Source organism: Magnetospirillum sp., assembly GCA_027532905.1.
Classification (GTDB): Bacteria; Pseudomonadota; Alphaproteobacteria; order CACIAM-22H2; family CACIAM-22H2; genus Tagaea.
This window is the reverse complement of sequence record JAPZUA010000008.1, coordinates 1-23,695: the sequence shown is the minus strand read 5'-3', so window position 1 is coordinate 23,695 and position 23,695 is coordinate 1. Positions and strand designations below refer to the sequence as shown.

At 62.8% G+C, this 23,695-nt stretch carries 20 protein-coding genes; 5 read left to right on the top strand and 15 right to left on the bottom strand.

All coding sequences use genetic code 11. From position 1 onward, the window contains the following. The first annotated feature begins 204 nt into the window (after nucleotides 1–204). On the top strand, nucleotides 205–627 hold the full coding sequence (locus O9320_20500) for a helix-turn-helix transcriptional regulator (GenBank protein ID MCZ8313232.1): 423 nt from the start codon (nucleotides 205–207) through the stop codon (nucleotides 625–627). 256 nt (nucleotides 628–883) lie between these two features. Here O9320_20500 and O9320_20495 read toward each other — a convergent pair whose 3' ends face one another. From O9320_20495 to O9320_20485, 3 genes are all read right to left on the bottom strand, one after another. Further along, nucleotides 884–1,942, bottom strand: a complete 1,059-nt coding sequence (locus tag O9320_20495; GenBank protein MCZ8313231.1) for a pentapeptide repeat-containing protein — start codon at nucleotides 1,940–1,942, stop codon at nucleotides 884–886. A gap of 220 nt (nucleotides 1,943–2,162) precedes the next feature. Then, nucleotides 2,163–3,182, bottom strand: a complete 1,020-nt coding sequence (gene fliG, locus O9320_20490; protein MCZ8313230.1) for a flagellar motor switch protein FliG — start codon at nucleotides 3,180–3,182, stop codon at nucleotides 2,163–2,165. A 12-nt stretch (nucleotides 3,183–3,194) separates the two neighbouring features. After that, nucleotides 3,195–3,779, bottom strand: a complete 585-nt coding sequence (locus tag O9320_20485; protein MCZ8313229.1) for a PAS domain-containing protein — start codon at nucleotides 3,777–3,779, stop codon at nucleotides 3,195–3,197. Between the two features lie 376 nt (nucleotides 3,780–4,155). Between O9320_20485 and O9320_20480 the strand changes: the two genes are divergently transcribed. Both O9320_20480 and O9320_20475 read left to right on the top strand, forming a co-directional pair. Beyond that, nucleotides 4,156–9,477, top strand: a complete 5,322-nt coding sequence (locus tag O9320_20480) for a filamentous hemagglutinin N-terminal domain-containing protein (protein ID MCZ8313228.1) — start codon at nucleotides 4,156–4,158, stop codon at nucleotides 9,475–9,477. A gap of 20 nt (nucleotides 9,478–9,497) precedes the next feature. Next, the gene (locus O9320_20475) at nucleotides 9,498–9,890 is read left to right on the top strand and encodes an SDR family oxidoreductase (GenBank protein ID MCZ8313227.1); all 393 of its coding nucleotides are present in this window, start codon (nucleotides 9,498–9,500) and stop codon (nucleotides 9,888–9,890) included. A gap of 335 nt (nucleotides 9,891–10,225) precedes the next feature. Here the strand turns inward: O9320_20475 and O9320_20470 are convergent, their stop codons facing one another. The 12 genes from O9320_20470 to O9320_20415 form a co-directional block, all read right to left on the bottom strand. Then, nucleotides 10,226–11,053, bottom strand: coding sequence for a citryl-CoA lyase (locus O9320_20470; GenBank protein MCZ8313226.1), 828 nt, complete (start codon nucleotides 11,051–11,053; stop codon nucleotides 10,226–10,228). A 20-nt stretch (nucleotides 11,054–11,073) separates the two neighbouring features. Continuing rightward, nucleotides 11,074–12,285: a CoA transferase gene (locus O9320_20465; GenBank protein ID MCZ8313225.1), complete on the bottom strand. Its 1,212-nt coding sequence runs from the start codon at nucleotides 12,283–12,285 to the stop codon at nucleotides 11,074–11,076. Further along, on the bottom strand, nucleotides 12,282–13,031 hold the full coding sequence (locus O9320_20460) for an IclR family transcriptional regulator (protein ID MCZ8313224.1): 750 nt from the start codon (nucleotides 13,029–13,031) through the stop codon (nucleotides 12,282–12,284). The genes O9320_20465 and O9320_20460 overlap by 4 nt, the downstream gene beginning before the upstream one ends. Continuing rightward, nucleotides 13,028–14,455 (bottom strand): aldehyde dehydrogenase family protein, encoded by a 1,428-nt coding sequence (locus O9320_20455; protein ID MCZ8313223.1) that lies wholly within the window; start codon nucleotides 14,453–14,455, stop codon nucleotides 13,028–13,030. Before O9320_20455 ends, O9320_20460 begins: the two co-directional genes overlap by 4 nt. A gap of 53 nt (nucleotides 14,456–14,508) precedes the next feature. Further along, a complete protein-coding gene (locus O9320_20450; protein MCZ8313222.1) occupies nucleotides 14,509–15,507 on the bottom strand; it encodes an agmatinase family protein in 999 nt (332 codons plus the stop codon). Nucleotides 15,508–15,511: 4 nt separating this feature from the next. Continuing rightward, nucleotides 15,512–16,204, bottom strand: coding sequence for a hypothetical protein (locus O9320_20445; GenBank protein ID MCZ8313221.1), 693 nt, complete (start codon nucleotides 16,202–16,204; stop codon nucleotides 15,512–15,514). Between the two features lie 53 nt (nucleotides 16,205–16,257). Continuing rightward, complete coding sequence (locus O9320_20440; GenBank protein ID MCZ8313220.1) at nucleotides 16,258–16,824, bottom strand: arginase family protein; 567 nt, start codon at nucleotides 16,822–16,824, stop codon at nucleotides 16,258–16,260. A 107-nt stretch (nucleotides 16,825–16,931) separates the two neighbouring features. Then, nucleotides 16,932–17,699 (bottom strand): hypothetical protein, encoded by a 768-nt coding sequence (locus tag O9320_20435; protein MCZ8313219.1) that lies wholly within the window; start codon nucleotides 17,697–17,699, stop codon nucleotides 16,932–16,934. A gap of 1 nt (nucleotide 17,700) precedes the next feature. Continuing rightward, nucleotides 17,701–18,513 (bottom strand): ABC transporter permease, encoded by an 813-nt coding sequence (locus tag O9320_20430; GenBank protein MCZ8313218.1) that lies wholly within the window; start codon nucleotides 18,511–18,513, stop codon nucleotides 17,701–17,703. 4 nt (nucleotides 18,514–18,517) lie between these two features. Further along, a complete protein-coding gene (locus O9320_20425; GenBank protein MCZ8313217.1) occupies nucleotides 18,518–19,432 on the bottom strand; it encodes an ABC transporter permease in 915 nt (304 codons plus the stop codon). Then, a complete protein-coding gene (locus O9320_20420; protein MCZ8313216.1) occupies nucleotides 19,429–20,517 on the bottom strand; it encodes an ABC transporter ATP-binding protein in 1,089 nt (362 codons plus the stop codon). Before O9320_20420 ends, O9320_20425 begins: the two co-directional genes overlap by 4 nt. 35 nt (nucleotides 20,518–20,552) lie before the next feature. Continuing rightward, nucleotides 20,553–21,632 carry an ABC transporter substrate-binding protein gene (locus O9320_20415; GenBank protein MCZ8313215.1) on the bottom strand — a complete coding sequence of 360 codons (1,080 nt, stop codon included), beginning with the start codon at nucleotides 21,630–21,632 and terminating at the stop codon, nucleotides 20,553–20,555. 269 nt (nucleotides 21,633–21,901) lie between these two features. Between O9320_20415 and O9320_20410 the strand changes: the two genes are divergently transcribed. Then, nucleotides 21,902–22,507, top strand: a complete 606-nt coding sequence (locus O9320_20410; GenBank protein MCZ8313214.1) for a hypothetical protein — start codon at nucleotides 21,902–21,904, stop codon at nucleotides 22,505–22,507. Between the two features lie 354 nt (nucleotides 22,508–22,861). Next, the coding region (locus O9320_20405; GenBank protein MCZ8313213.1) for a hypothetical protein at nucleotides 22,862–23,695 on the top strand (834 nt) is incomplete at its 3' end.

Sequence of the window (23,695 nt, the reverse complement as noted above, 5' to 3'; positions counted from 1 at the left end):
TGCAACCGGCCGCCCCTGGGCCATAAGCACATCGACCTGCCTTAGCTTCGCGACGATCTCTTCTGGCGTATGTCTTTTCCTTGCCATTGCCTGTTCCTCCTTCTCCAAAACCATACCTCAGGGAGGACCACTTCAATGGGGACAGGTCAAATTTCATATGATAGAAGAATGTATCATTATTGCTACTTTCGAGGAATTTAGAATATGCCTAACGCCAAAGCCCGCCGCACGACCCCGGTAGATCATCACGTCGGAGCCCGCGCCCGCGAAGCGCGTCTCGAGCACGATATGTCGCAAACCGATCTCGCGCACGCCTGCGGGATCACATTCCAGCAGATTCAGAAATACGAGAGCGGTGCCAACCGCGTTTCGGCATCGAGGCTGTGGCAGTTCGCCGCCGTCCTTGGTAAGCCGCTCAGCTGGTTCTTCGAAGGTCTGGCTGCGCACAAGCTGTCGGCCGCTGCCGTAAAGGCGATCGAGGCAGATCGCAAAGGTGCGATTTCGCGTGACGAGGGCGGCAAGATCGATCCCGAGACGATGAAGTTGGCCCGCTCGATCGCGGGGATCAAGGATGAGAAGCTTAAGAAGCGTCTGAAGACGATGCTAACAACTTTGTCGGCTGGGTAAGGGGAGCTTTCGACGCAGCGAGTTTGCTATTCCGCTATCAGATCCCGAATTATTCAAGTTTTTCTGTTAAAACGCGGGAGTACTTTTCTGGCAGCACAAAAACGCATGTAAGTGAACTGTGTTCCCGCAGAATGTGGACTCTCTAATATCATCCTGAGGGTCATCTCCATCTTTATTCCCTATTTGAAAGACTCTTGAGACCTGAGCTAGGGGGTGGCAGCCACTTGGGTAGCTTTCTTTCAAGTGGAGTATTCAGTTACTCAAATACACCTCCTTTTCTAAAGGCCTCCGTTACATCAATATCTTTGGTCACGGCATCGACGAAGCTCGCGCGCGTGATGTCAGCCCCTCGCAACAACGCGCCGGTCAGATTAGCCTTGTTGAAGTTCGCATGTGCTAGATTGGCATTGCTGAGATTGGCTGGAAATTTGCGACCATTGAGTTCGACTGGTACGAGTCGAGCCTGAGTAAGGTCGGCGCGGCGCAAATTAGCGCCAATAAGCATGGCACCGGCCATGTTGGCCATTGTGAGATCTGCGTCGGCAAGGTTGGCCTGCATGAGACTGGTGAGCCGTAGTAAACTGTTCGATAGGTTCGCGCGGGCGAGGTTAGCGCGGTTAAGAGATGCAGCACTAAAATCGAGGCCACGTAGATCCATGCCGCTCAGATCGCTATCGTCAAGAATGGCGCGCATGCCATTGACGCCGCCCGACTCGGTCCACAATTTATGCGCTTCGAGCACCTTGCGCACGGCAACCCGCGGAGCTGGCGGCGCCTCGGGCGGCGCGAAATTGGCACCCGTTAGGTTGACGCCGCTGAGATCGAGGCCGTCGAGCTTGACGCCCCGCAGGCTCGCGCCCCGCAGGTCGCATCCGTGGAGCACCGCCCCCTCGAGATTGACGCCGTCGAGAATCGCGTCCTTGAGCTTCGCCCCTTCGAGATTGGCGCCGCGCAGATCGGCGTTCGTGAACACGGTCGCTCCGCTTGCCGCCTCGGGAAGACCCGCGGGCGCACTCTCGCCCGCCGTCTTCTCGGCCTGCTGATCGCCGCTTTTGCCCGCATTGCCGCTCCATTGCACGTTCTGGCCCGGCCGGAAATCGGCATCGCGCAGATCGGCATCGCGCAGCACTGCACTGTCGAAGCGCGCACCGCACGCTATTGCGCGCCGCATCTTGCAGCCGCTCATGTCTGCAAAGCTGAAAACTGCACCGAACAGATCGGCCATCGACAAATCGCAATCCTGCATCTGTGCGCCGGCGAAATTGGCGCCCGAGAATACAGACGTCGCAAGATTGCGGCCGTGCGCCGTAATCATGCCGAATTCTTTGCCACGCGCGTCCATGCGCTTACCTCCGGGTTTGGTCATCAGATAGGCGCGGTGCGCCGAACATGCGGTATCGAACTGCTGCTGCAGTGGAGAAGTTTCTGCGCTGCTAGGCATCGGCGTATTGCTCGTCTTTGCTGGAGGCGGTGCTGGATTGGGTCGGCTCGGAATGCGGCGTGCGACTGGGCTTTCGCGGATAAGAGTTGCGGAATCAGTAGATGAGGTCGTTTTCGTCGCCGGTCTTGTTGGAAAGGACGATCTCGTTGCGCGCGGCGAGATCCTTGGCCGTGGCAATGATCAGGTTCTGGGCTTCGTACACGTCCTTGCTGCGCAACGGCCCCAGCGCCTCCATTTCCTCGCGCAGCATTTTTCCGGCGCGCTCGGACATGTTCGAGAACACAAGGTCGCGAAGGTTTTCCGGCGCGCCCTTGAGGGCCGGGGCGAGCTTGTTCTTGTCGACCGCGCGCAGCAGCGTCTGCATGCCGGCCGGATCGAGTTTGGCGAGATCCTCGAACTTGAACATCAGCGACTTGATGCGCTCGGAGGAGTCGCGGTTGCGTTCCTCGAGGGCGTTCATGAAGCGCGCTTCGGTCTCGCGCGACAGGCCGTTGAAAATCTCGGCCATCAGTTCGTGCGTGTCGCGGCGCGAGGTTTTGGCCAAGTTCGACATGAACTCGTTGCGCAGCACGCGCTCGACGTCGTCGAGCACTTCTTTGGGCACGCTTTCCATGCGCAGCATGCGCATGATGACTTCCATCGCGAACGCTTCGGGCAAGGTGCCAAGCACGCGCGCGGCGTGGTCCGAGCGGATCTTGGCCAGCACCACGGCCACGGTCTGCGGATATTCGTTCTTGAGGAAGTTCGCGAGCAGCACTTCGTTGACGTTGCCGAGCTTGTCCCATATCGTACGTCCGGCGGGCCCGCGCACCTCGTCGAGGATTTCAGCAGCACGGTTCTTGTCGAGCACCTTGGACAGGAGCCGCTCGGTCGCGTCGAAACTGCCTAGAATCGAACCGCTCGCCGACATCTGGTCGGCGAATTCGACGATCAGCCGCTCGATGATCGCCGAGTTGACTCTGCCGAGCGTCGTCATGGTCTGCGAGATCTCCTTGATCTCGTCGTCGCTCATCAGCGCGAACAGCTTCCCCGCGGACTCCTCGCCCAGCGTCAAGAGGATGATCGCGGCCTTTTCCTGCCCCGTCAGCGTGCGATAGTCGGTTTTGCTGTCCATCTATCGCGCGGCTTACGCGGTCGCCGACGTGCCGAGCCACTCTGCCCAGACTTCGCTGCCGTCGGCCGCAACGAAGAGCACGAGCATCATCGCAACGGTTGGAACGGTGTACGTTTCCGAAAACGGTACGGCCAGAAACCGAAAGCCCGCAATGCGACCGACCCGCGCGACCCAGCCCGCGTGCCCTGAAACGACCGTGAACTCGCCCGGAATCGGGCGCCGTTGGGCAATGCATAAATCCACGCCGGCCGCCAATGCACGCGCACCGTCTTCGCGCGGCAACGTGGCGAGATCGTAGCCCGTGATCTCCGAACCCATCGCCGCAACGACGCGTGTGCCCGCAAGTCGTACACGATGTCGGCTTTCGGATTCGTCGCCGACCACCGTCTTCTCGACGAGCAGAAGATTTGGCAGCAAATCCGGAACGGCAGTTGGGTCGAACTCGCGACGCGTCGGCAGGCGGCCTTTTGCGTCAGCCATCGCCTGCCATTGCGACTGAAACCGCTCTATCTTCGCGCAAACATCGGCATTCGCTTGGCATCGTCCTGACACGGGACGGAAACTGCGCGTGGGTTTCGAAATCTCGGAGCTCAACATTCGCTGCGGTCCGCGCTGTTTGTGAAAACAAAAACCGTGTTGCATTATTGCGGTGCATACGCGCAAACGACAGTATGTGTCTGGTCGTTTTTGGCTGTTTTCGTCGACTGTGTTGCAACTTCCCAAAAGGCATCGCTGTTCGCAATCGGGATTGCTAATAGTGGCTTTCTTCGATGCTTGATTTGAAAATAGACCATTCGCTGGGGGCAGCTAGTTTTGCTTCGCAGATTGCAAATTGCCACACCCGAACAGGCTATAGAGTGGCGGCAGCTGTTAAATTGTTTGATATGCGGAGATGCTGATTTACCAAATATGTATGGCTTCTCGGCCAAAACGAAAAGGGGTTCGGTGGCGTAGCTTCGGTTGGCCTTTAGCATTGGCCCTGACCGGCTATGCAATATCTCCTGCGATCGCTCAGACGCTGCCGCAAGGCGGCAGTGTGGTCGGCGGGTTGGGTACCATCACGCAGACCAACGCCAACCAGCTCACGATCAACCAGGCTTCGCAGAATCTGGCCATCGACTGGCAGAGCTTCTCCATCGGCGCCAACAATATCGTGCGCTTCGTGCAGCCGAGCACCAGTGCCGTTGCTCTCAACCGCGTGCTGAACGGCGATCCTTCGCAGATCTACGGCCAGATCCAGGCCAACGGCCAGGTCGTGATCATGAGCCCGAACGGCATCGTGTTCGGGCCCAACAGCCGCGTGGACGTCAACGCGCTCGTGGCGACGACGGCGAATATCAGCACGCTTGATTTCATGTCGGGCAAATTGCTGTTCGACCAGGCTTCGAGCGATGCCAATGCGCGCGTCGTCAACCAAGGCGTCATCTCGGTCGCACAAGGCGGCTTTGCCGTGCTGGCGGCGGCCAGCGTGTCGAACCAGGGCCAAATCATCGCCAATGGCGGCACGGTGGTGCTGGGCGGCACCAAGACGTTTGCGATCGATTTCCACGGCGACGGGCTTTTGAAGTTTGCCGCCACGGGCATCGTCGACCAGAAGCCTGCGGGCGCCGATGCGCTTGTCGAAAATTCCGGCAGCATCGAAGCCAATGGCGGCCGCGTGCTGCTGACAGCACGCGCGGCGCGCAGCGTGCTCGACAATGTGATCAACACCACGGGCATCGTCGTTGCGCGCACGGCCTCGCTCGTCAATGGCGAGATCGTCATCGATGGTGGCGACAGCGGCATCGTGTCGGTCAATGGCACGCTCGATGCCTCGGGTGCGAACGCCAGCGAGAGCGGCGGCACGGTCAAGGTGCTCGGCGAAAAAGTCGGCCTCTTCGAAAATGCGCGCATCGACGCCTCGGGCGCTGCAGGCGGCGGTACGGTGCTCGTCGGCGGCAACTATCAAGGCAAGGGCCCCGAGGCCAACGCGCAGTATCTCTACATGGATGCGCGCGCCGTCATCGATGCGTCGGCCACGGCCAATGGCGATGGCGGCCGCGTGATCCTGTGGTCGGATCTCTATACGAGTTTCCAAGGCACGATCGCGGCGCGCGGCGGTGCGGCCGGCGGCAATGGCGGGTTCGTCGAAACCTCGTCCAAGGACAATCTGCAAGTCCAGACCGGCCGCGTCGATGCGACGGCGCTCATCGGCCGCAGCGGAAAATGGCTGCTCGATCCCCGCAACGTGACGATCGGTACGACAACAACTGGCGGCACCTATGTGGCCGGCCCGCCCGACATTTTCACGCCGACTGCCAACGGCGCCACCATCAGTGTCGCGACCATCGTTGCGGCCCTCAATGCCGGCACGTCGGTCGAAATCACGACTGGCAGCACGGGCGGCCAGGTCGGCAATATCCTTGTCGACACTTTGATCGAGAAGACCGGTGGCGGTACTGCGACTTTGACGTTGAACGCGGCCGGAGGGATCGGCGTGAATTACGGGATTTCAAGCGTTTCGGGCGCTCTCAACGTCTCGCTACTGGCCGGAGGCTCGGTTGCGATTAGCGCGCCAATCAGCACAAACGGCGGCAATTTCACGTCGACGGGCGTCAATTTCTCGAACACGGCCGCCGGTACTGTTTCCACGGGCGGCGGCATGCTGACACTGACCCAGACGGGGACGCACAACATCTCGGGCAATTTGTCCACTGCGGGCGGCCAGCTCACGCTGCATGCCGACTTGGCGACGTTCGTTGGCGGCGGTACGACAATTTCGACGGGCGGCGGCAATCTCCAGATCTGGGCCAACGCGCCCGGCGGCATTGCCGAAAACGGGATCCAGACCGGCATGCTCAAAGGCTTTTGGCTTGCGTCGGGCGCGACGATCGATGCAGGAGCCAACAGCTACGTGTCGATTGTCGGTCGCGGCGGCTGGGACAACGCCAGCATCGGCGTGTATATCCAAGGCACGGTCCAGGCGACTGGTGCTACGCCCATAACTATCTCCGGCAAGGGCGGCACGGGCATTTACGACAGCAACCACGGCGTCGTCGTCGAAGGGACGATCACCGGCGGGAGCAGCTCGATCACGCTGAACGGGTTCGGCGGCACAGGCACGGTCGGAAACGCCCCGGGCGCCGACGCCAACCATGTCGGCGTTCTGATCGCGAGCGGTGCGACCATCTCAACGACAAGCGGCGACCTCAATATCTTCGGCACCGGCGGCTTGGGCAGCTACAGCGATTCGGTGCGTTTTGCGGGTACATCGACCATCAACGTGGGCGGCGCTCTCAACGTTACCGGCAACAATTCGCTGGGCACGGGCGCAAACATCGCCTACGTGATGGACGCGCTGACGCTCTATTCCGGCGTCGGCGGCACCTCGATCAATGCGGGCACGGGCTCTTTGCTTTTCCGGACGGCGGCGGCGACCACCGGCATCAATATCGGCGCCCCCAGTGGCAGCGGGCTCATTCTGACTTCCGCCAATCTGGCCACGATCAACAGCTACACCTTCGGCACGCTCGCATTCGGCGACAAGACCCATACCGGCGGCATCGTGGTCCCGGGCGCTTACGCCTACACGGCGCCGAGCAACGCGTCCCTGTCGATTGTCACCGGCGGCAGCATCGGAGTCGTCGGTTCGTTGACGACGAGCGGGAGCGGGGGCATCACGCTCGCCGCCGGCGGCACGATCACAATCTCAGCCGGCGGTTCCATGGCGACGACGGGGACCGGGAACATCGCGCTCGAGGGGGCAAACAACGTCTGGGTCGACGGTTCGATCTCAACGGGCGCCGGCGCCATCGCGATCTGGGGCAACGCGCCGGGCGGCAGTGACACGGCCGGCATTGCGGCAGGCACGGTATGGGGCGTGCAGATTAACGCGACTGCGTTGATCTCCTCCAGTGCGGGCGCCATCAGCATCGTGGGCAAAGGCGCGACCGACAGCGCCGGCCAGCACGGAATCGTGTTCTGGCAGGGCGGCACGGTCCAATCGGTTTCGGGCGCCATTTCGCTGGTCGGGCGCGGCGGCGACGGCACGGCGGGCGGAATGGGCATCGCAATGGTCGGTGGCTCGATCCAATCTGCGTCAGGTGTCGTTTCGTTGACGGGTTACGGTGCCATTGACGCAGACGGCATCCAAATTTCCAGAGACGCCGGCATTCATTCGGATTCCGGCACGTTGACTTTGACCGGGTTCGGAGCGGGCGCAAGCTACGGCTTTAGGGCGCAATTCGACGGGACTGCGCCCAACCCGATTTCCGAAATCGGCACCGCCGCCGGAACAGGCGACATCAACATCCTCGCCGACAGCATGTCGATGTCGGAGATGTCGCTGCTCGTCCAGAGCAACGGCGTTGTATCGCTCCGGCCCGTCACTTCGGGCACCACGATCGGCATCGGCGACATTGCGGGCACGCTGCAATTGCCCGGCTACATGGGTTTTGTCTATGCTGGTTTGCTCGTCGTCGGCGACAGCAATGCGGGTGCGATCACGATCGGTGCGAGCGGTTTCAGCAACTACAACGGCACGGATCTCTATTTGCGCGGCGCTTCGATCGCGCTCAATGGCAACGTCACGCTTCCGGGCGAGACGCTGACCCTCTACGCCAACACGGGCGGCGTCACCCAGGCGGTCGTCAGTAACATCTCGGCCGACAGTCTGGTGCTGCGCGGGGCGGGCGACTTTGCGATCAATCGCAACGGCATCGGCTACAACAACATCAAGAACGTCGCCGCTAACGTGAGTGCCGGATCCGGTTCGGGCGACATCATTCTCCGCACCGGCGAGCTCAGCGTCTCGATTTCCAACGCGATCACCGATGACCTCGGCACGGTCAACGGCATAACGACGACGGGCGGGCTTACCTGGGTCTCGCCCAACCGCCTCACGCAAACGGCGGCTGGGCTTCTTTCGGTGGCCGGCGACGTGAGTCTGATCGCGCAATACAGCACGCTCGACATGTCCGTGGCGACCAATTCGTTCGGCGGCCAGGTCGCCGCCACGAGTGGGGGCGGCGGCACGATCCTGCTGAAGGCCGAAAGCCTGGCGCTCGGCACCGTTACGTCGGCCAGCGACGTCATTCTGATCGCGACAAACGGCGGCATCACCCAAACCGGGCTTCTAACGGCGAGCGGCAATCTGAACGCGTCGGCGAATGGCGGCACGCTCGGGCTGTCGAGCTACCAGAATGTCGTTGTGGGCTCGGTGTCGCTCGCCACGTCGGGCGGTGCCAACAACCTCGCGTGGACACAATTCGGGCCGATGCTGGTCGGCAGCATCTCGTCGAGCGGCCAGCTCAATCTCAGCGTTACCAATGGCGGCATCAGCCAGTCCGGCACGATCGCCGCGGCGGGCGCGACGACCCTCTCGGTGGATACCGGCGATATCGCCCTCACGAATGCGGCCAACGCCTTTGTTGGTGCCATCGCTGCGACGAACACGGTCGGCGGCATATCGCTCGCCAATACGGGCAACACGCTGTTGGGCGACATCGTATCGAACGGCGTGTTGAACGTGTCGGTCACCGGCGGCACGCTCTCGCAGCTGAGCGGCAGCACGTTCTCCGCCACGGGCAACGCCACGATTGCGCTGGCAGGCGCCTATGCGCTGAGCTTAACGGAGTCCGGCAACAATATCGGTGGCAACCTCACGCTTTCGGGAAGTACCGGCACGCTCAACGGCATGATCGGCGGCACCGCGTCGGCGGCGACCGGCACGTTCGTCGTCAACGGCACGACGATCGGCATGGCACCGCCGCCGACGCCGACAAATTCGATCGCGCCCACGCCCGGTGCCGGCGTGGGCGGCACCACGGTTTCGAGCGCGCTCACCGACGCCGCGCCCATCTCACAGATCCAGGGCGCTGCAGCGCTTCCGCAGACGCCACCGCCAGGGGCCGCATCGGCCGTTGCCGATGCGGTTGCGCTGCTGACCGGCGGCCCGACCGGTCCTGCGGCTGCTGCCGGGCTGGGTACTGTTGTCGATGGCGGTGAGGGTGGGCCTGCCGCCTTACCGAGCGGCGTAGTGGTTACCGCATCGCCCCCGCCGCCTGCCCCAGCGGGTTCGGGTGCGCCGCCGCCGGCCGCCGCCGCCGGTCCGCTACCGCCCGCGATCGTCACGTCGAGCGGTCCCAATCCAGGTGCCGGCGGTCCACCGCTCGTCTCCACCACAGCTCCGCCGCCGCCGGTTTTGGCCGTCGGCAATGTCGGTGGGGCGTCTGCACCGGCGGTGAACGGCGGTGCCGTACCGCAGCCGAGCAGCACGCCAAGAACCGCCGTCTCGTCGCCGTTCCCGCCGCTTTAAGCAGAAATCATGCGCGGCTTGTGGCACTCGGCTTCGCGGCCGGGTACGAGTGCTTTGATCAGCGCAACAACTCGTCGTCGGCAGGCCTTATGGGCGTGCCGAATCGCGCCGCTTATGTCGCCGCAAAACACGCAATCGTGGGGTTGACGCGCGAGATGGCGATGGAGCTTGGGCCGTGCGGCATAAGAGTGAATGCGGTTGCGCCGGGTTCAGTTCGCACGCCACTCACGGAGCGCTACTTCTCCGATCCGGAACTCGTGCGCAAACTCAATGCGGCCCACCCGCTTGGTCGCGTCGCCGATCCGTCGGAGATCGCCTGCGCGATCCTCTTCCTCGCGTCCGACGAGGCGGGCTTCATTACCGGCGCCACGCTTCCGGCAGACGGCGGCTATACAGCTGGCAAAGGCTGGTAGTAACGGAACGCGCAATCCACGGCGCTTGGTGCCCGCGAGTTTTGCTGCGGTCAGCGACCTTCCCGAACTGCCGCACTCATGGAATCAAACTGTCGGGTTCGCAGGTCCGAAAACGTTGAAGCCCGCTAGGCCATTGATCTAGCGGGCTTCTTTAATGGTCGGAGCGACGGAATTCGAACCCACGCCCCCCAGTCCCCCAGTTTTACAATATTTCAATATTTTCAATGTTGGTTTCCATGATTTGCTGCATCAAAAGGAAGCAAACGGAAACCAGTGGAAACAAAGACCGCTTGCCACCAACCGGAGGAATAGGCCGCAAGGCACCTGCTCCTTCCTCAGAGCCGCCTTGGGCCTGAACCTGTATACGTCCACGTCAGGTGTCGGGGGATCGGACCTTTGTTGCGGTTTTCCGCACACCCTTCCTCCCAGGCATGCGCAAGTATGCCGACCGAACGAGACAGCACGAACAAGCCGCGGCAGAGCTGCGGTGCGAACCCAAGCTCGGCGAATATGACGGCAGTCGCACCGTCGATGTTCATTGGCACGGCCTTGCCGCCGCGCCGGCGGGCGATTTCGGCTTCGACCGCGCGACCGATCGCGGCAAACCGTCCGCTCACAACGCCGTCCTTCGAAGCCGCGTCCACAAGCGCAAGAAGACGCGGCGCACGCGGATCGATCGGATGGAACCGATGCCCAAAGCCCGGCACATGCGCGACGCCCCGCGCATTCCACGTATCGACCGTAGCCGAGACCGCCGACGCGATCGATGCGGGATCAAGCGCCTGCTCCAGTCGATCGGCGATCTCGGAATAGAATTGGACGCATTGTTCGCCGGCCCCGCCGTGAACGTCGCCGAGCACGTTTATCGCCGAAGCCATGGCGTTGTTGATGCCGATCCCGCAGGTCATCGCCATCCGCGCAATCGCGATCGAAGGCGCCTGCGGGCCGTGATCGACGGCGGCGACAAGCGCATGTTCAAGAAGCCGGGCCTTGCGCGGATCCGGCATTTCGCCCCGGGTCAGCAGCCAGATCATATCGACGAAACCGACGCGGCCGATCAGCTCTTCGATCGCATATCCACGGAATCGAATGAGACCCGGCTCCATTTCGATGATCGAAGTCGCCCACCAATCCTCTGGAGACATTCGGCTGCGCTCGGTCACAATCCACCTGCTCCGCTTCTTCAGTTTGCCTGATCGGCCCGCAATTGTTCGATTTCGCAGCGCGTGTAGCCAAGTTCGCCGAGGATCGTATCGGTGTCTGCGCCAAGCATCGGCGGCGGCGAATTCGGCGCGGGATCGCCGGATTTAAGGCGGAACCCAGCGCGCACGACAGAAACGTTTTGGGGGAGCCCCGGCGCTTGTTCAAATCGATGGACAAGATTGCGGCTCAGGATCTGCGGGTGCGCAAGTATTTCCGGGATGGACAGAATCTCGCCGGCCGGTACGCCCGCGGCGTTGAGCCGCGTCGCCCATTCGACGGCAGACGCGCCGACCAATGCCGCTTCGATTTCCACCGACAGTTCCGCCCGGTGCCGTTTGCGCGCCTCCCGGGCAGAGAAGCGCGGATCGCTTTGCAGCTCCAGCCGCCCGATCACGCCACAAAGCGCTTCGAACTGATCCTGCTTGTTCGCGGCGATGTTGAGCAGCCCTTCGCCGGTGCGAAACGCGCCGGACGGCGCTGCCGTCATGTTGTCGTTTCCCATCGCAACCGGTCGCACGCCGCAGATCAGCCAGTTCGACACCTGCCAGCCCATCGTGACCAGCGTCGCATCGAGCATCGACACGTCGATGAACTCGCCCTTGCCGGTCCGCGCCGCGCGCAGCAGACAGCTCGAAATCGCGAAGGCGGCTGTCAGACCGCCGATCGTGTCGGCGACGGGATATCCGACGCGCAACGGCGCAGACGCGGCGTCGCCGGTCACGCTCATGACGCCGGAAAGTCCCTGAACGATCTGATCGTAGGCCGGATTGTCTTTGAGCGGCCCCTCTTGGCCGAAGCCGGAGATCGCGCAATAGACGAGCGAAGGACGAATGGCCGCAAGCGTCTCGTAGCCGAGGCCGAGGCGCTGCATGACGCCCGGGCGAAAGTTTTCGACGACGACGTCGGCGGTCGCGACGAGCTTCTTGAAGGCCGCAGCGCCGGCGCGTTTCTTCAGGTTCAGCGCGATCGATCTCTTTCCGGCATTCTGCGCCAGGAACGAAGCACCCATAGAGGCCGCATTCAGTTTGGGATCCGCCCCAAGCTGGCGCGCAAGATCGCCCGAGCCCGGCATCTCGACCTTGACGACATCCGCGCCGAGCAGCGCCAATTGATAGGCGCAAAAGGGGCCCGAAAGAACGTTCGTGAGATCGAGGACTCGCACACCTGCGAGCGGCAGCGGAACAGCGCTCATTTCTGGGGCGACGCCGCCGAAGATCTCGAGAAGTCGCCGCCGAGCTGCCTGCTCACCGCCAGCGCCGCCTGTCGCACGACAACTTTGAACTCCGGCACCTGAGGCGCGAACCGGCTTAAAATTCCAGCCAGCGTTATCGCACCGGCGAATTCGCCGTTCGGGCCGTAGACGGGAGCTGAAACGCTTGCCACATCCGGATCGCGGTCGCCGAGCGTCGCAACGACCTGATCGGCAGCGATCTCGGCACCAAACGGCGTCGGCAGGCCGAAACCGTGCGAAATCACGTGCCCGCCCGATCCTTTGTCCAGCGGCGACGTTTCGCCCTCCTCGACATGGCTGCGCGCCGACCGAGGCGAGTTCACGCGGAACAGGCAGACGCGTTCCTTCTCCCGGCGGATCCAGAAGGAAGCACTCTCCTGCGTCAGTGCGACAAGCGCCTGCAAGGCCGGCCGAACAATGGGCTCCAATTCGAGATTGCGGCGATACGCCGAACCTAGCTTCCAGAGCGTCGGACCAAGGCTGTAGGTTCCGCTGCTGCTGCGCCGCAGATATCCGAAGCGCTCGAGCGAAACTGAGAGGCGCAAAATGGTCGGCTTGGAGAGGCCGGTCTTGAGGGCGACCTCTTTCAGCGACAGCGAATTCTGGGACTCGCCGAGCGCATTCAGAATGGTCAAAGCCCGCTCGACGGCGTCCACGCCGATCCGCTCATCGACGTTCTCGATTGCGCTGTTGTCGGTTTCCATCATGGGCCTCGATTTTGTGCTGGGAAGATTGGGGCAGCGATCGGAAAAGAGCGACGGGAATGGACGACCTTGGGCACCGTGAAAAACTCCCGTGCGCACGCACCCTTCTCGGCCGGTCCGTACGCGGAGTTTTTCCGGCCCGTGAACGGCGCATGGAAGTCCATGCCCGCGGTCGGCAGATTCACCTGCACCATGCCAGCTTCCGCGTGCATGCGGAAATGCCGGATCACGCGTTCGTCGCGCGTCACAATCCCGCTCGAAAGCCCCTGATCCGTATCGTTCGCGACGGCAAGGGCCTCGTCATAGTCCTTGACGCGAATGACGGCTGCAATGGGGCCAAAGATTTCATCGCGATTGATGGTCATATCGTTGCGGGATTCGGCAAAAAGAGTCGGCTGCAGGAAGTACCCATTCGGCCGGTCGGTTTCCCGTCGACCGCCGGCGACGAGACGGGCACCCTCCGTTGCGCCAATAGAAATATAGCTTTCGCAGTTTGCAAGTTGGGCCGCCGACACGACCGGACCGATATCGACGCTCGGATCCCGCGCATCGCCGATCCGCAATTCGCCCATTCGCCGTGCGACGGCGGCGACGAACGCGTCGTGGATGCCGGACGCAACGATGAGACGAGAGGAGGCCGTGCATCGCTGCCCAGCCGACATGTAGGAACCTTGGACCGCACAGTCGACTGCGACGTCCAACGGCGCATCGTCGAGAACGATCAGCGGGTTTTTTCCGCCCATCTCGAGCTGCATTCGCGCGCCGCGTTCGAAAAGAGCATGCCCGATCGACTTTCCGACCTTCGTCGATCCGGTGAAGCTGACCCCGGCGACGTCGCGATGCGCGACGATCGCAGCGCCGACCTCGCCCCCGCCCATGACGAGGTTGAACGCACCTTTCGGCAAACCGCTGCGGACGACAATGTCGGCAAGCATCCACGCCGTCCCGGGCGCCAACTCGGACGGCTTGAAGACGACGGCATTGCCGAACGCGAGAGCGGGCGCAATCTTCCAAGCTGGAATGGCGATCGGAAAATTCCAGGGAGTCAGCAGACCGACGACACCCAACGATTCGCGAACGACGCTGAGATCGACGCCGTCGCGAACCGACGGAAGTATTTCGGCAGATGCGCGATATGCCTCGCCCGCGAAAAACTTGAAGAGATGGCCGGCGCGCAAGGCTTCGGCCCGCGCCTCCTTGAGGGTCTTGCCCTCTTCGCGCGCGAGCATTTCCGCAAGCTCGGCGGAGCGCGCCACGATCTCGGATCCGATGCGGTCGAGAATCTCCGATCGGTCTGCCGCGTTCGTCTGCGCCCAGCCGGGAAGCGCGCGCTTGGCGGACGAAACGGCCGCATCGACGTCGGCTGCCGTCGCCACCGCATATTCGCCCACAACGTCGCGAAAATCCGAAGGGTTCAGGTTCGGCATGACGGCAGCGACCGAGGCGGGCGCGCCGTCGATCAAGTTTGGGAACACGGCTGTCATGCGGAGACGGCCCGCGTCAGGCGCGGCTTCAGAACCTCGAACAGCAGGCGCGCCGCGATCTTCTCCGAGCGGCCCGACGGATCGAGCGACGGCGCAACTTCGACAAGATCGATGCCGCAAAGCGGTGCTGTCGAGACTGCGGCGAGAAGATCGAGATAGTGGCGCGGCGTGATCTCGCTGTGGACGACCGATCCGGTTCCGGGCAGAAACCCGGCATCGAGCGCATCGATGTCGATCGTGAGATAAGCCCGCGCGCATCCCCGAAACGCATGTCGGAGGACTTGCTGCGCGACATCCGATGTCCCGCGCCGATTCCATTCTTCGGCCGAGATAATCAGGCCGCCGGCGGCTTCTATCTCCGCGACGTCAACCCCGTCGACCCATCCCGCGATTCCGATCCAGACCATGTTGGAACGCGAAACATTCGGCAGTTCGGCGATACGCCGCGCGTTGGTGGCATGGTTGTACTTGCCCCACGCACCAAGCCGATCGCCGTAGTCGAGATGCCCGTCGATATGGATATAGCCGAACTTCTCGTCGGGTGCGTTGCGCGCAAGCGCGCGGGAAACGCCGAGGCAAGCGGGGAAGCCGTTGAAATGGTCGCCGCCGATCGCGACCGGAAGCGCTCCGTGGGCTGCCGCTGCCTGCGTAAGCCCGGCAATCGCTTCGATCGTCGCCTCGACGTCGTTCTCGTCGATCGCAGCATCGCCCAGATCGACGAGGCTCGAAAGATGGGCGAGTTCGACGAAGCGATCCGCGCGCGTGTCGTAGAGACCGCCGTCGGCGGCGTCGCGCGCGAGCGTTTCGAGCAGAAGCGTCGTCTCGTGCCGCAATGCGCGCGGGCCGAAGCGGGCGCCGATCCGGCTCGAATGCGTGGCGTCCGACGGCATGCCGACAAAGGCAATGTCGCCGGCGTTGAGGTCCGCGGGCATGCCGCTTCGCGCCTGGAAGAAGCGCCGCAAGGGCGAGGAAAAATGGATCGTAGCGTCGGGCACGATGTCACTCCAAAGTCCGAAGCGCGCCGAGACGCGCGTAGATGAGATCGAGAATCGCGGTGACCAGCAGCCGTTGCCCTGTCTTCACGAGCGAAAGCCCTTGGCGCGTCGGGTCGAGACCTGTGATCGCCATTCCGGCGAGATTTGAGACGCCAAGTTCCGCCATCCGTACGCGGCACGCCGTCAAAGAAAGGCCGCCAAGACTTGGTCGAGTTGCGCCGCCATGCCAGATCGACGCGAAATCGCCGGCATCGAGCTGCACGGCAAACGGCGCGTGGGCTGGCGGCGGCTGGTCGGAAGCGACCCGGATCGAGGCGACGCGCTGCCCGAGGGCGCGGCCGACACCTTCGAGGAAAGGTGCCATAAGATCGCCTGCGCCGCCCAGCATCAGCGGAATGGCGCCTTGCCTGCATACCGCTTCGGCAAGTGTAGCGACGCAGCTACTAGGATCCGAAACGTTGCGATCAAGGTCGATGTCGCCGAGTTCCACGAGGCGACCGGCGATCCCCGCACCGGACAGCACGGCGCGGCGGTCGATATCCATCGCCGCCTTCATGTTCGAGGAGAAATGCGAGCCGAAATAGACGGACGTTTCGCGCAATGCGCGCGGCGCGTATGGCGAGCCGCCTGCCCCGCCGGCAAGTGTCGCGCCGAACACGGCAACCTGCCCCGGCGAAATATCTGCAAGACCGATCATCGGCGACCGCATGAACGGCAAATGACCTGCCATACGCGGCGTCGGCGCGTCTCTCAACGGCATGGACGGCATCCCGCAAACATTCGAACAGTTGCGTCGAGCATACCGACCGCAAAGGCTGCAGCCCGCCGCCCGTCGATGTCGAGCGCCGGCGCAACGCCGGCCAAATGAACGGCCCCGATCCGATCGGCGGGCAGCCGGGATACCGCATCGACGACGCGGCGGAACGCACCGGGCGGCGCTTTCCAGCCAAGCGCATCGTTCAAATCGATCTGCAGTGCCGCACGCTTGGCCTCGGAGCCGAAATCCACGTCTTTGCCCAGCGTAACCGTCTGTTCGAGGCCGGCATAGGCGCCCAAAAGCGAGCCCAAAGGACGGCCCCCGACCACGACAGGGATGGCGCCGGTCGCGACGATCGCGCCAATCTGGCGTTTCAGCGCTGCCGCCTGCCGGTCGGGTTCGAGCGGAAAAACATTTAGATCGCCGAGATCGACGCAACGGGCGAGAGTTTCGGTCGGCAAAGACGCCGCGTATTCGGCCGAAGCGTAGCGAATCTGGCGGGCCGCAAAGCGCGCACCGAAAGAGGTGCTGCAGCCATGGTCGAGGAACAACCCGACCATCGCGATCCAATTCGGCTCCAATTGCTCGATATCGGCTATTCGCGCACCAAGGAAAGTCGGGATACCGACAAGAGTCGGATTTGCGATCGCAAACCCCGCTTGCGGAATCACCGATCACCGCCCCGGGCAGCCGCTTCGACGGCGGCCGCCACCACAAGCTCGGCGTGGCCGCGCGGATCAAGATCGGCGTGCAGCCCCGTAGCGGCAAAAGCGACGATGTCCAAGTACGCGCCGATAGACCCGATCGCATCGACTGTTTCAAGGACGGTTATCCCGCCGACATTGACGCGCGCAGCAGCAGCCGCGTGCCCCGTATCGATCACGCCGACATCGAGCACGAGCGCTGCCCGTGCACCTTTCCGAAGTGTCCCGAGCGCGGCCAACAGACGACCCGCGAAAGGCGTCGCGCCTATCGCAGGCACAAAAAGTGCGCCAGCCTTGCGCCAAGCCCGCATTGCCTTTGCCGGAACAAGATCGTGCAGTCCGACGCACACGAGCGGCACGGCGCCAAGCGCCTCGGGCGCGAAGGGCAGCGTATTGGAGACGACGATCGCAACATCGTACCGACATGGCCCGATCGCTGCGACGGCACCTTCGATCCCGGCAGACAGCAGAAACGGACGGAGGCCGTGCTTTTGGATCGCTCCGGCCGTTGCCGAAACATCCGCCGACGTATCGCCAAGGTCGAGCAGCATCGAAGGCGACGGACCGTCGAGCGCCCAACTCGCATCCCGAACGGAGCGCGCGGCATCGGCGCAGGCGGAAAGGCCGAAGATGGTCGCCGTCCCCGGCGTCGCGTCGGCGAGGCTGCCGACCCGGGCCCCCCGAAAGTGCCGGTCCTCGGCGGAAAACCGGTGGATCGGACGCGCCGTCACGCTAACCGCTCCGCTTTTGCGCGCTGCCCACGACCTGGACGAGGACAAGCGTAAGCACCGACACTACGATCAGGCAGGTCGAAATCGCCGCGATCGTCGGATCGATCTGGTCGCGCAGGGCATTGAACATCCGGCGCGTGATAGTCGCATTCTCGCCGCCGGAGATGAACATCGCGACGACGACTTCGTCGAGCGACGTTATGAACGCAAGAAAGGCGCCCGTGAGAACCGAGAATCGGATCTGGGGCAGCGTGATCGAGACAAAAGCTTCGATGCGTCCTGCCCCCATGCTGCGCGCGGCCATCTCCTGGGCCATGTCGTAGTTCTTGAGGCTCGCAAGAACGCTGATGACCACGAACGGCACGGCAAGCGCCGTATGGGCAACGACCACGCCTGCGATCGTGTAGTTGACGTCGAACAGCGCATAGAGATGGAACACGCCGACCGCCACGAGAATCGACGGAACGACGACGGGCATCAGAACCAGCAGCTGAAGCGCGTTGCGCGCCCGCGCCGAACCGCAATGCATGCCGTAGGCCGCGATCGTGCCGATCGGCGTCGCGAGAAGCGTGGTCAATACTGCGGCAATCAGCGACGTTCCCGTCGCGCGCATCCAGGCGTCCGATCCGAAATACTCCCGGTACCATCGCAACGACCATGCCTGCGGCGGAAACTCGAGATACTGCGAATCCGAGAACGACATCGGCATGACAATGAGAGTCGGAAGCATCAGGAAAAACAGGACGAATGTGCCGTAGACGGCAAGTGCGCGCTGCGCCCACGGCGATTGGCCCGGCAATGCTTCGATCGCCACGGCGCTACCTCACGAACAGTCGATCGAGCCCGAAGACCCGATGCAGGATGCCGACGAGTGCCAGCGCAAGCACAAGAAGAACCACGCCGAGCGCGCTTGCGGCCCCCCAGTTGGAAAAGATCGTGATCGTCGATTCGATTCGTTGGGCGATCATCTGGACGCGCCCGCCGCCGAGCAGGGCCGGCGTCACGTAGAAGCCCAGCGACAGGATGAAAACCAGCACGACGCCCGCAAAAAGCCCCGGCAGCGACATGGGAACGAACACGCGCCAGAAAGCTCCCGTCGGCGAGGAACCGAGACCGATCGCCGCACGCACGAGGTCGAGGTCGATGGATTTCATCGCGGCGTAGAGCGGAAGCACGAGGAACGGCAGCATGATGTGGACCATGCCGATGATGCTGGCCGTCATGTTGAAGGCGAGCTGCAGCGGCTGATCGACGATTCCGAGCTTCAGCAGCGTCGAATTGACGAGGCCGTTCCGCTGCAGCAACACGAGCCACGCATAGGTGCGCACGAGAACGGCCGTCCAGAACGGCAGCAGCACGCAGATCATCAAGAGGTTAGCGGTGCGCGGCGATCGGCGACTGAGCCAGTAGGAGAGCGGATACCCGAGAAGGACGCACAGCACCGTTACACAGGCGCTGATCTGGACGGTCACGACGAATGCATCGACATAAAGGTCGCCGGCAAGGCGCCGATAGTTCTCGAACGAAAGTTCGCCAGCCCGATCGAACATCGAGAGCGACGAAAGCCAGAACACCGGCAGAAAGATCAGAACGAGGACAAGCAGGGCGGCCGGCGCCGAAAGCCCGGCAAAAAGCGCGCGTTCGTTGCGGCGGACGCCGGCGAGTGCGGCCGCATTTGCACCTGCACCCGCTTCGTGCGTCGCGTGGCCAAGCGGGCGGGTGTTCGCGCTCATACGCTGTCTTCCGCAAGGACGACCGAGTCGTCGCGGTGGAATGCGAAATCGACGTCCTTGCCGACCTCCGGCATCGCCGATTGGGCGGCCTGGCTGGCCGGTACGCGAATGCTGATGTCGTGGCCGTCGCCGACCGCGGCGATGAGCAGGATCGAATCGCCTTGATAGATCGCCTGGGTCACGCGCCCGCGCAGGACATTGTCGGCAGGCGATGCCGCACCGAGGCGAAGCAGTTCCGGCCGGATGACCAGCCGCAGGTTCCGGCCGCTCGGCGGCTGTGCCGCGAGTTTGAGCGGCTGCCCTTGCAACACCGGCCCGCCCGCGGCCGATTGAACCGGCAGCAGGACGGATTCGCCGATGAAATCGGCCACAAAGAGCGAGGTGGGTCGGCGGTAAAGCGCCTGCGGCGTGTCGATCTGTGCGATCCGTCCGCGATCGATGACGGCGATCCGGTCGGACATCGTCAACGCTTCGCGCTGGTCATGGGTGACGTAGACGATCGTCGCGTCGAGCTTCTGGTGAAGCGTCTTGAGCTCGATCTGCATGTGCTCGCGCAGCTTTTTGTCGAGCGCCGAAAGCGGTTCGTCCATCAGAATGATGCGCGGTTCGAACACCAGCGCGCGGGCAAGCGCCACGCGTTGGCGCTGGCCGCCGGAAAGCTGACTGATCCGCCGCTCGCCGTAGCCGCCAAGCTTGACCAATTCGAGAGCCTGCTCGGCCCGTCGCTGGCGGTCGACCGCCGACACGCCGCGGATCTTCAGCGGGTAACAGACATTTTCGAGCACGCTCATGAACGGAAACAGCGCGTAGCTCTGGAACACCATGCCGATGCCCCGCTTGTGCGGCGACGTCGCGACGACCTCTTTTTCGCCGAACCGGATGGAACCGCTTTCCGGACTGACGAACCCGGCAAGTGCCATCAAAAGCGTCGTTTTTCCAGAGCCCGACGGGCCAAGCAGGGTCATGAACTCCCCGGCCTGAATGTCGATCGAAATGTCGTCGAGTACGCGCAGCGCGCCGTAAGCCTTGACCAGATTGCGCACGCTGATCGGCAGCGACTGGCTTGCCGGCGAACTCGACGCCATGTTCAACCTCCCGAAGCGATGACGCGTGCCGCCGATCAGCCGCGCTTCTGCTTGATGCGCTCGAAACGCTCCGTAAGCTGGTCGAGACGGCCGACATAGAAGTTGGGATCGACAAGCAACTGTTTGCCGACATTGCTCGGATGCGTGTTGACCTTGAGCGCCTCGGCTTCGGTGAGGATCCCGGCGCTGAATGCGTTGGTGTTGACCGGACCGAGAGGCATTGCCTTGGCAAGACGGGCTTGCGCGTCCGGCTTCAGCAACTCGCCGATGAGGCGCATCGCATTCTCCCGGTTCGGAGCACCGCGGGGCACCATCAGGGCGTCGATGTCCATCGTGCCGCCGTCGAACTGGTATCCGACTTTCTTGCCCGACGAAATGACGCTTTCGACGCGATTGTGCCCCATGTGGATGATATCGACCTCGCCGTCGCGCAGCAGCTGCGCCGACTGCGAACCGCCGCGATACCAAACGGTGATATGGGGCGCGATCTCTTCCAGCTTTGCCCAGGCTCTATCCATGCCCTGCTGCGTGGCCAGAACCTTGTAGACCTCGGGGATCGCAACACCCTGCGCCATCGTCGCGGCCTCGAGCGCGTAGTTGACCTGCTGGAACAGCGAGCGTTTGCCGGGGAACTTCCGCACATCCCAGAAGTCGGCCCAGGTCTTGGGCCCGTTTTCGCCGTAGGTGCCGACCTGCCAGGCAATAACCTTCGTGAAATTAATGAAGCCGACATAGTGCGAGTTGACGAGCTCCTTCGGGATGCCGTCGGTCGACACGAGTCTGTAGTCGATGGGCTCCAGCGCATTCTCGCGCTTCAGCGTCTCGGCCGTCGGCAGTTCCTGCTCCGTCACATCCCAGGTGACGCGGCGCGCCGTGATCTGCGCGCGCACATCCTGGATGCCGTTTGTCGTGTCCTCGCGCACGGTGATGCCGAGCTTGCTTGCGGCCGGCGCCAGCATCGTCGTCCGCAGCGCATCCTGAAAGGCGCCGCCCCATGACGTGAACGTGACCGAGCCCTGCTGCGCCAGCGCGCCGCGCGGCAAAAGGGCCGACGCCGCCCCGAGCCCGGTACCAATCATGAGCTCACGACGACCAATCTTGGAACGCGCAACCATGTCTTCCTCCTGAGGCGCGGGTTTGACGATATATTCCGTCTAGCGTAATATCGTTCCATTGTCAAATAAAGATGTGGCAATTCATCGATTGAAGGGGCTAAGAACCAAGCAAGAGGCGGTCCACCTGCAAAATTATAGAAGAAAAGCGGAATAGAATTCCGTTAAGGGGAGAGATGCACAAGGTTCTTGGTACCAAGTTATTGGGGTGTCTTTGCAAAGACGGCGTACCGGTTCAGCGGCCGCTTCGCCCCTGGCTCGTGGATCTCCGCGTGCTCAAACCATTCGACTTCCTCCCGCCAGGCGACATCGCGGAGTTCGAGCAATGCCCGAACTTCGCGCGTTGGTCGCTGTCGGACACGCCGCGCCACGACGCGCATGCGCTGAATTGGATCGAGGTCGAGGATGCCGGGCGTCGCCTGCTGATCTGCGATCGCGTCATCCTCGTGCGCGTCAGTTGGGACGATCTGCAGTCGGAGGGCTATGTCGATGGCCGCGAAGTCTCGATCGACGGGCAACGCTTCGCCTGCCGTCTCCTTTCAGGCGGCACGCACTTCAAGGTGTCGGGCGACGGATTCGCCGGCGGAACACCCGACAACGAATGGGATCGCATCGTCGCCGATTCAACTCCGTCCGACGGAACCCCCTCCCCGCTCCAACGCGCGCAGGACTCGCGTCTCGACCAAACCGCTCTCGCGGATCCGCACAACAGACTGTGGAACTGGTTTGGAGCGGTAAGCTGGACACGCGAACCCTACGCGCTCGACCAAAGCGCGCGCGTATGCCGCGGCTTCCATTCGGCTGGCTTTTTCTATCTAAACACGCACTCGCACCGACACGAAGACATCGGTTGGCGCCCGGTCCTCGAAGCGCTGTGACGGGACGATGCGACGGTTCCGCGTCTAAGCCGCAATTTGGCGTTCACCGATCAACCGAACGCGACAAATCCCGAGCGAGTATTGACTTCAATAGCGAAGCAAAAACCCGCCGACCGGTTTCCCGGCGGCGGGTTCGCTTAATGGTCGGAGCGGCGGGATTCGAACCCCGTGAGGCGATGCCTCGCGCTGACCTGACCGGGTTTTCTTCTCGCAAATTTGCGGTATCCAGATGGGGACAAATAGGGCGATCGGAAACACTCGGTAAATCTTCGAAACAAACGTCTTGCATATGTATAAAATTCTGGTAAAAATTATCGAGAATCGAACTTAACACCCCAGAAGGGAGCTGTTCCAATGCCGATTACATTCAACGACGCCGGTGGTACGCACTCGATCACCGCCTTCGACACGATCACAGGCGGCACCGGTGCCGATACCATCGTTTTGGCAGCTGCCTTCACGACGGGCCTCATCGATCTGCGCGCCGGGGCTGACGAAGTGCAGCTCGGCGGCACCTCGACAAATACGATCGCGATCAGCAATGTCGAGACGCTGACCGGCAGCACCAACGCCGACACGATCACGCTCGGAGCGGCCCAAACTGCCGGCACGATCGATCTCGGCAACGGCAACGACCGCCTGGTTCTGAGCGGCACGGCCGGCAACACGATTACGGTCAGCAACGTCGAAACCCTCGTCGGCAGCGCCGGTGCAGATACGGTCAGCCTGGACGCCTCGGTCAATGGCGCCGCGATCGATCTGGGGGCCGGTTCCGACCGTCTGATTCTCGGCGGCACGGCCGCCAACACCCTCACAGTCACGAACGTCGAAACCATCGTCGGCAGCAGCAACGACGACACGGTCACGGTCAGCACGGCCGTCACTTCGGGCACCATCGATCTCGGCGACGGCAACGACCGCCTCGCACTCGGCGCCTTCGCCAACACGCTGACGGTCGTCAACGTCGAAACGCTGGTCGCCAACACGCTCAACGACACGATCACGCTCGGCAGCCAGGTCACGACCGGCACCATCGATCTGCGCGCTGGCGCCGACCGCCTGATCCTCGGCAGCTTCGAAAATACGCTGACGGTCGCCAACGTCGAAACCTTGGTCGGCGGCACGACGGCCGACACGGTCACGCTGGCCACGGCGGCAACGTCGGGCTCGCTCGATCTGGGTGCGGGC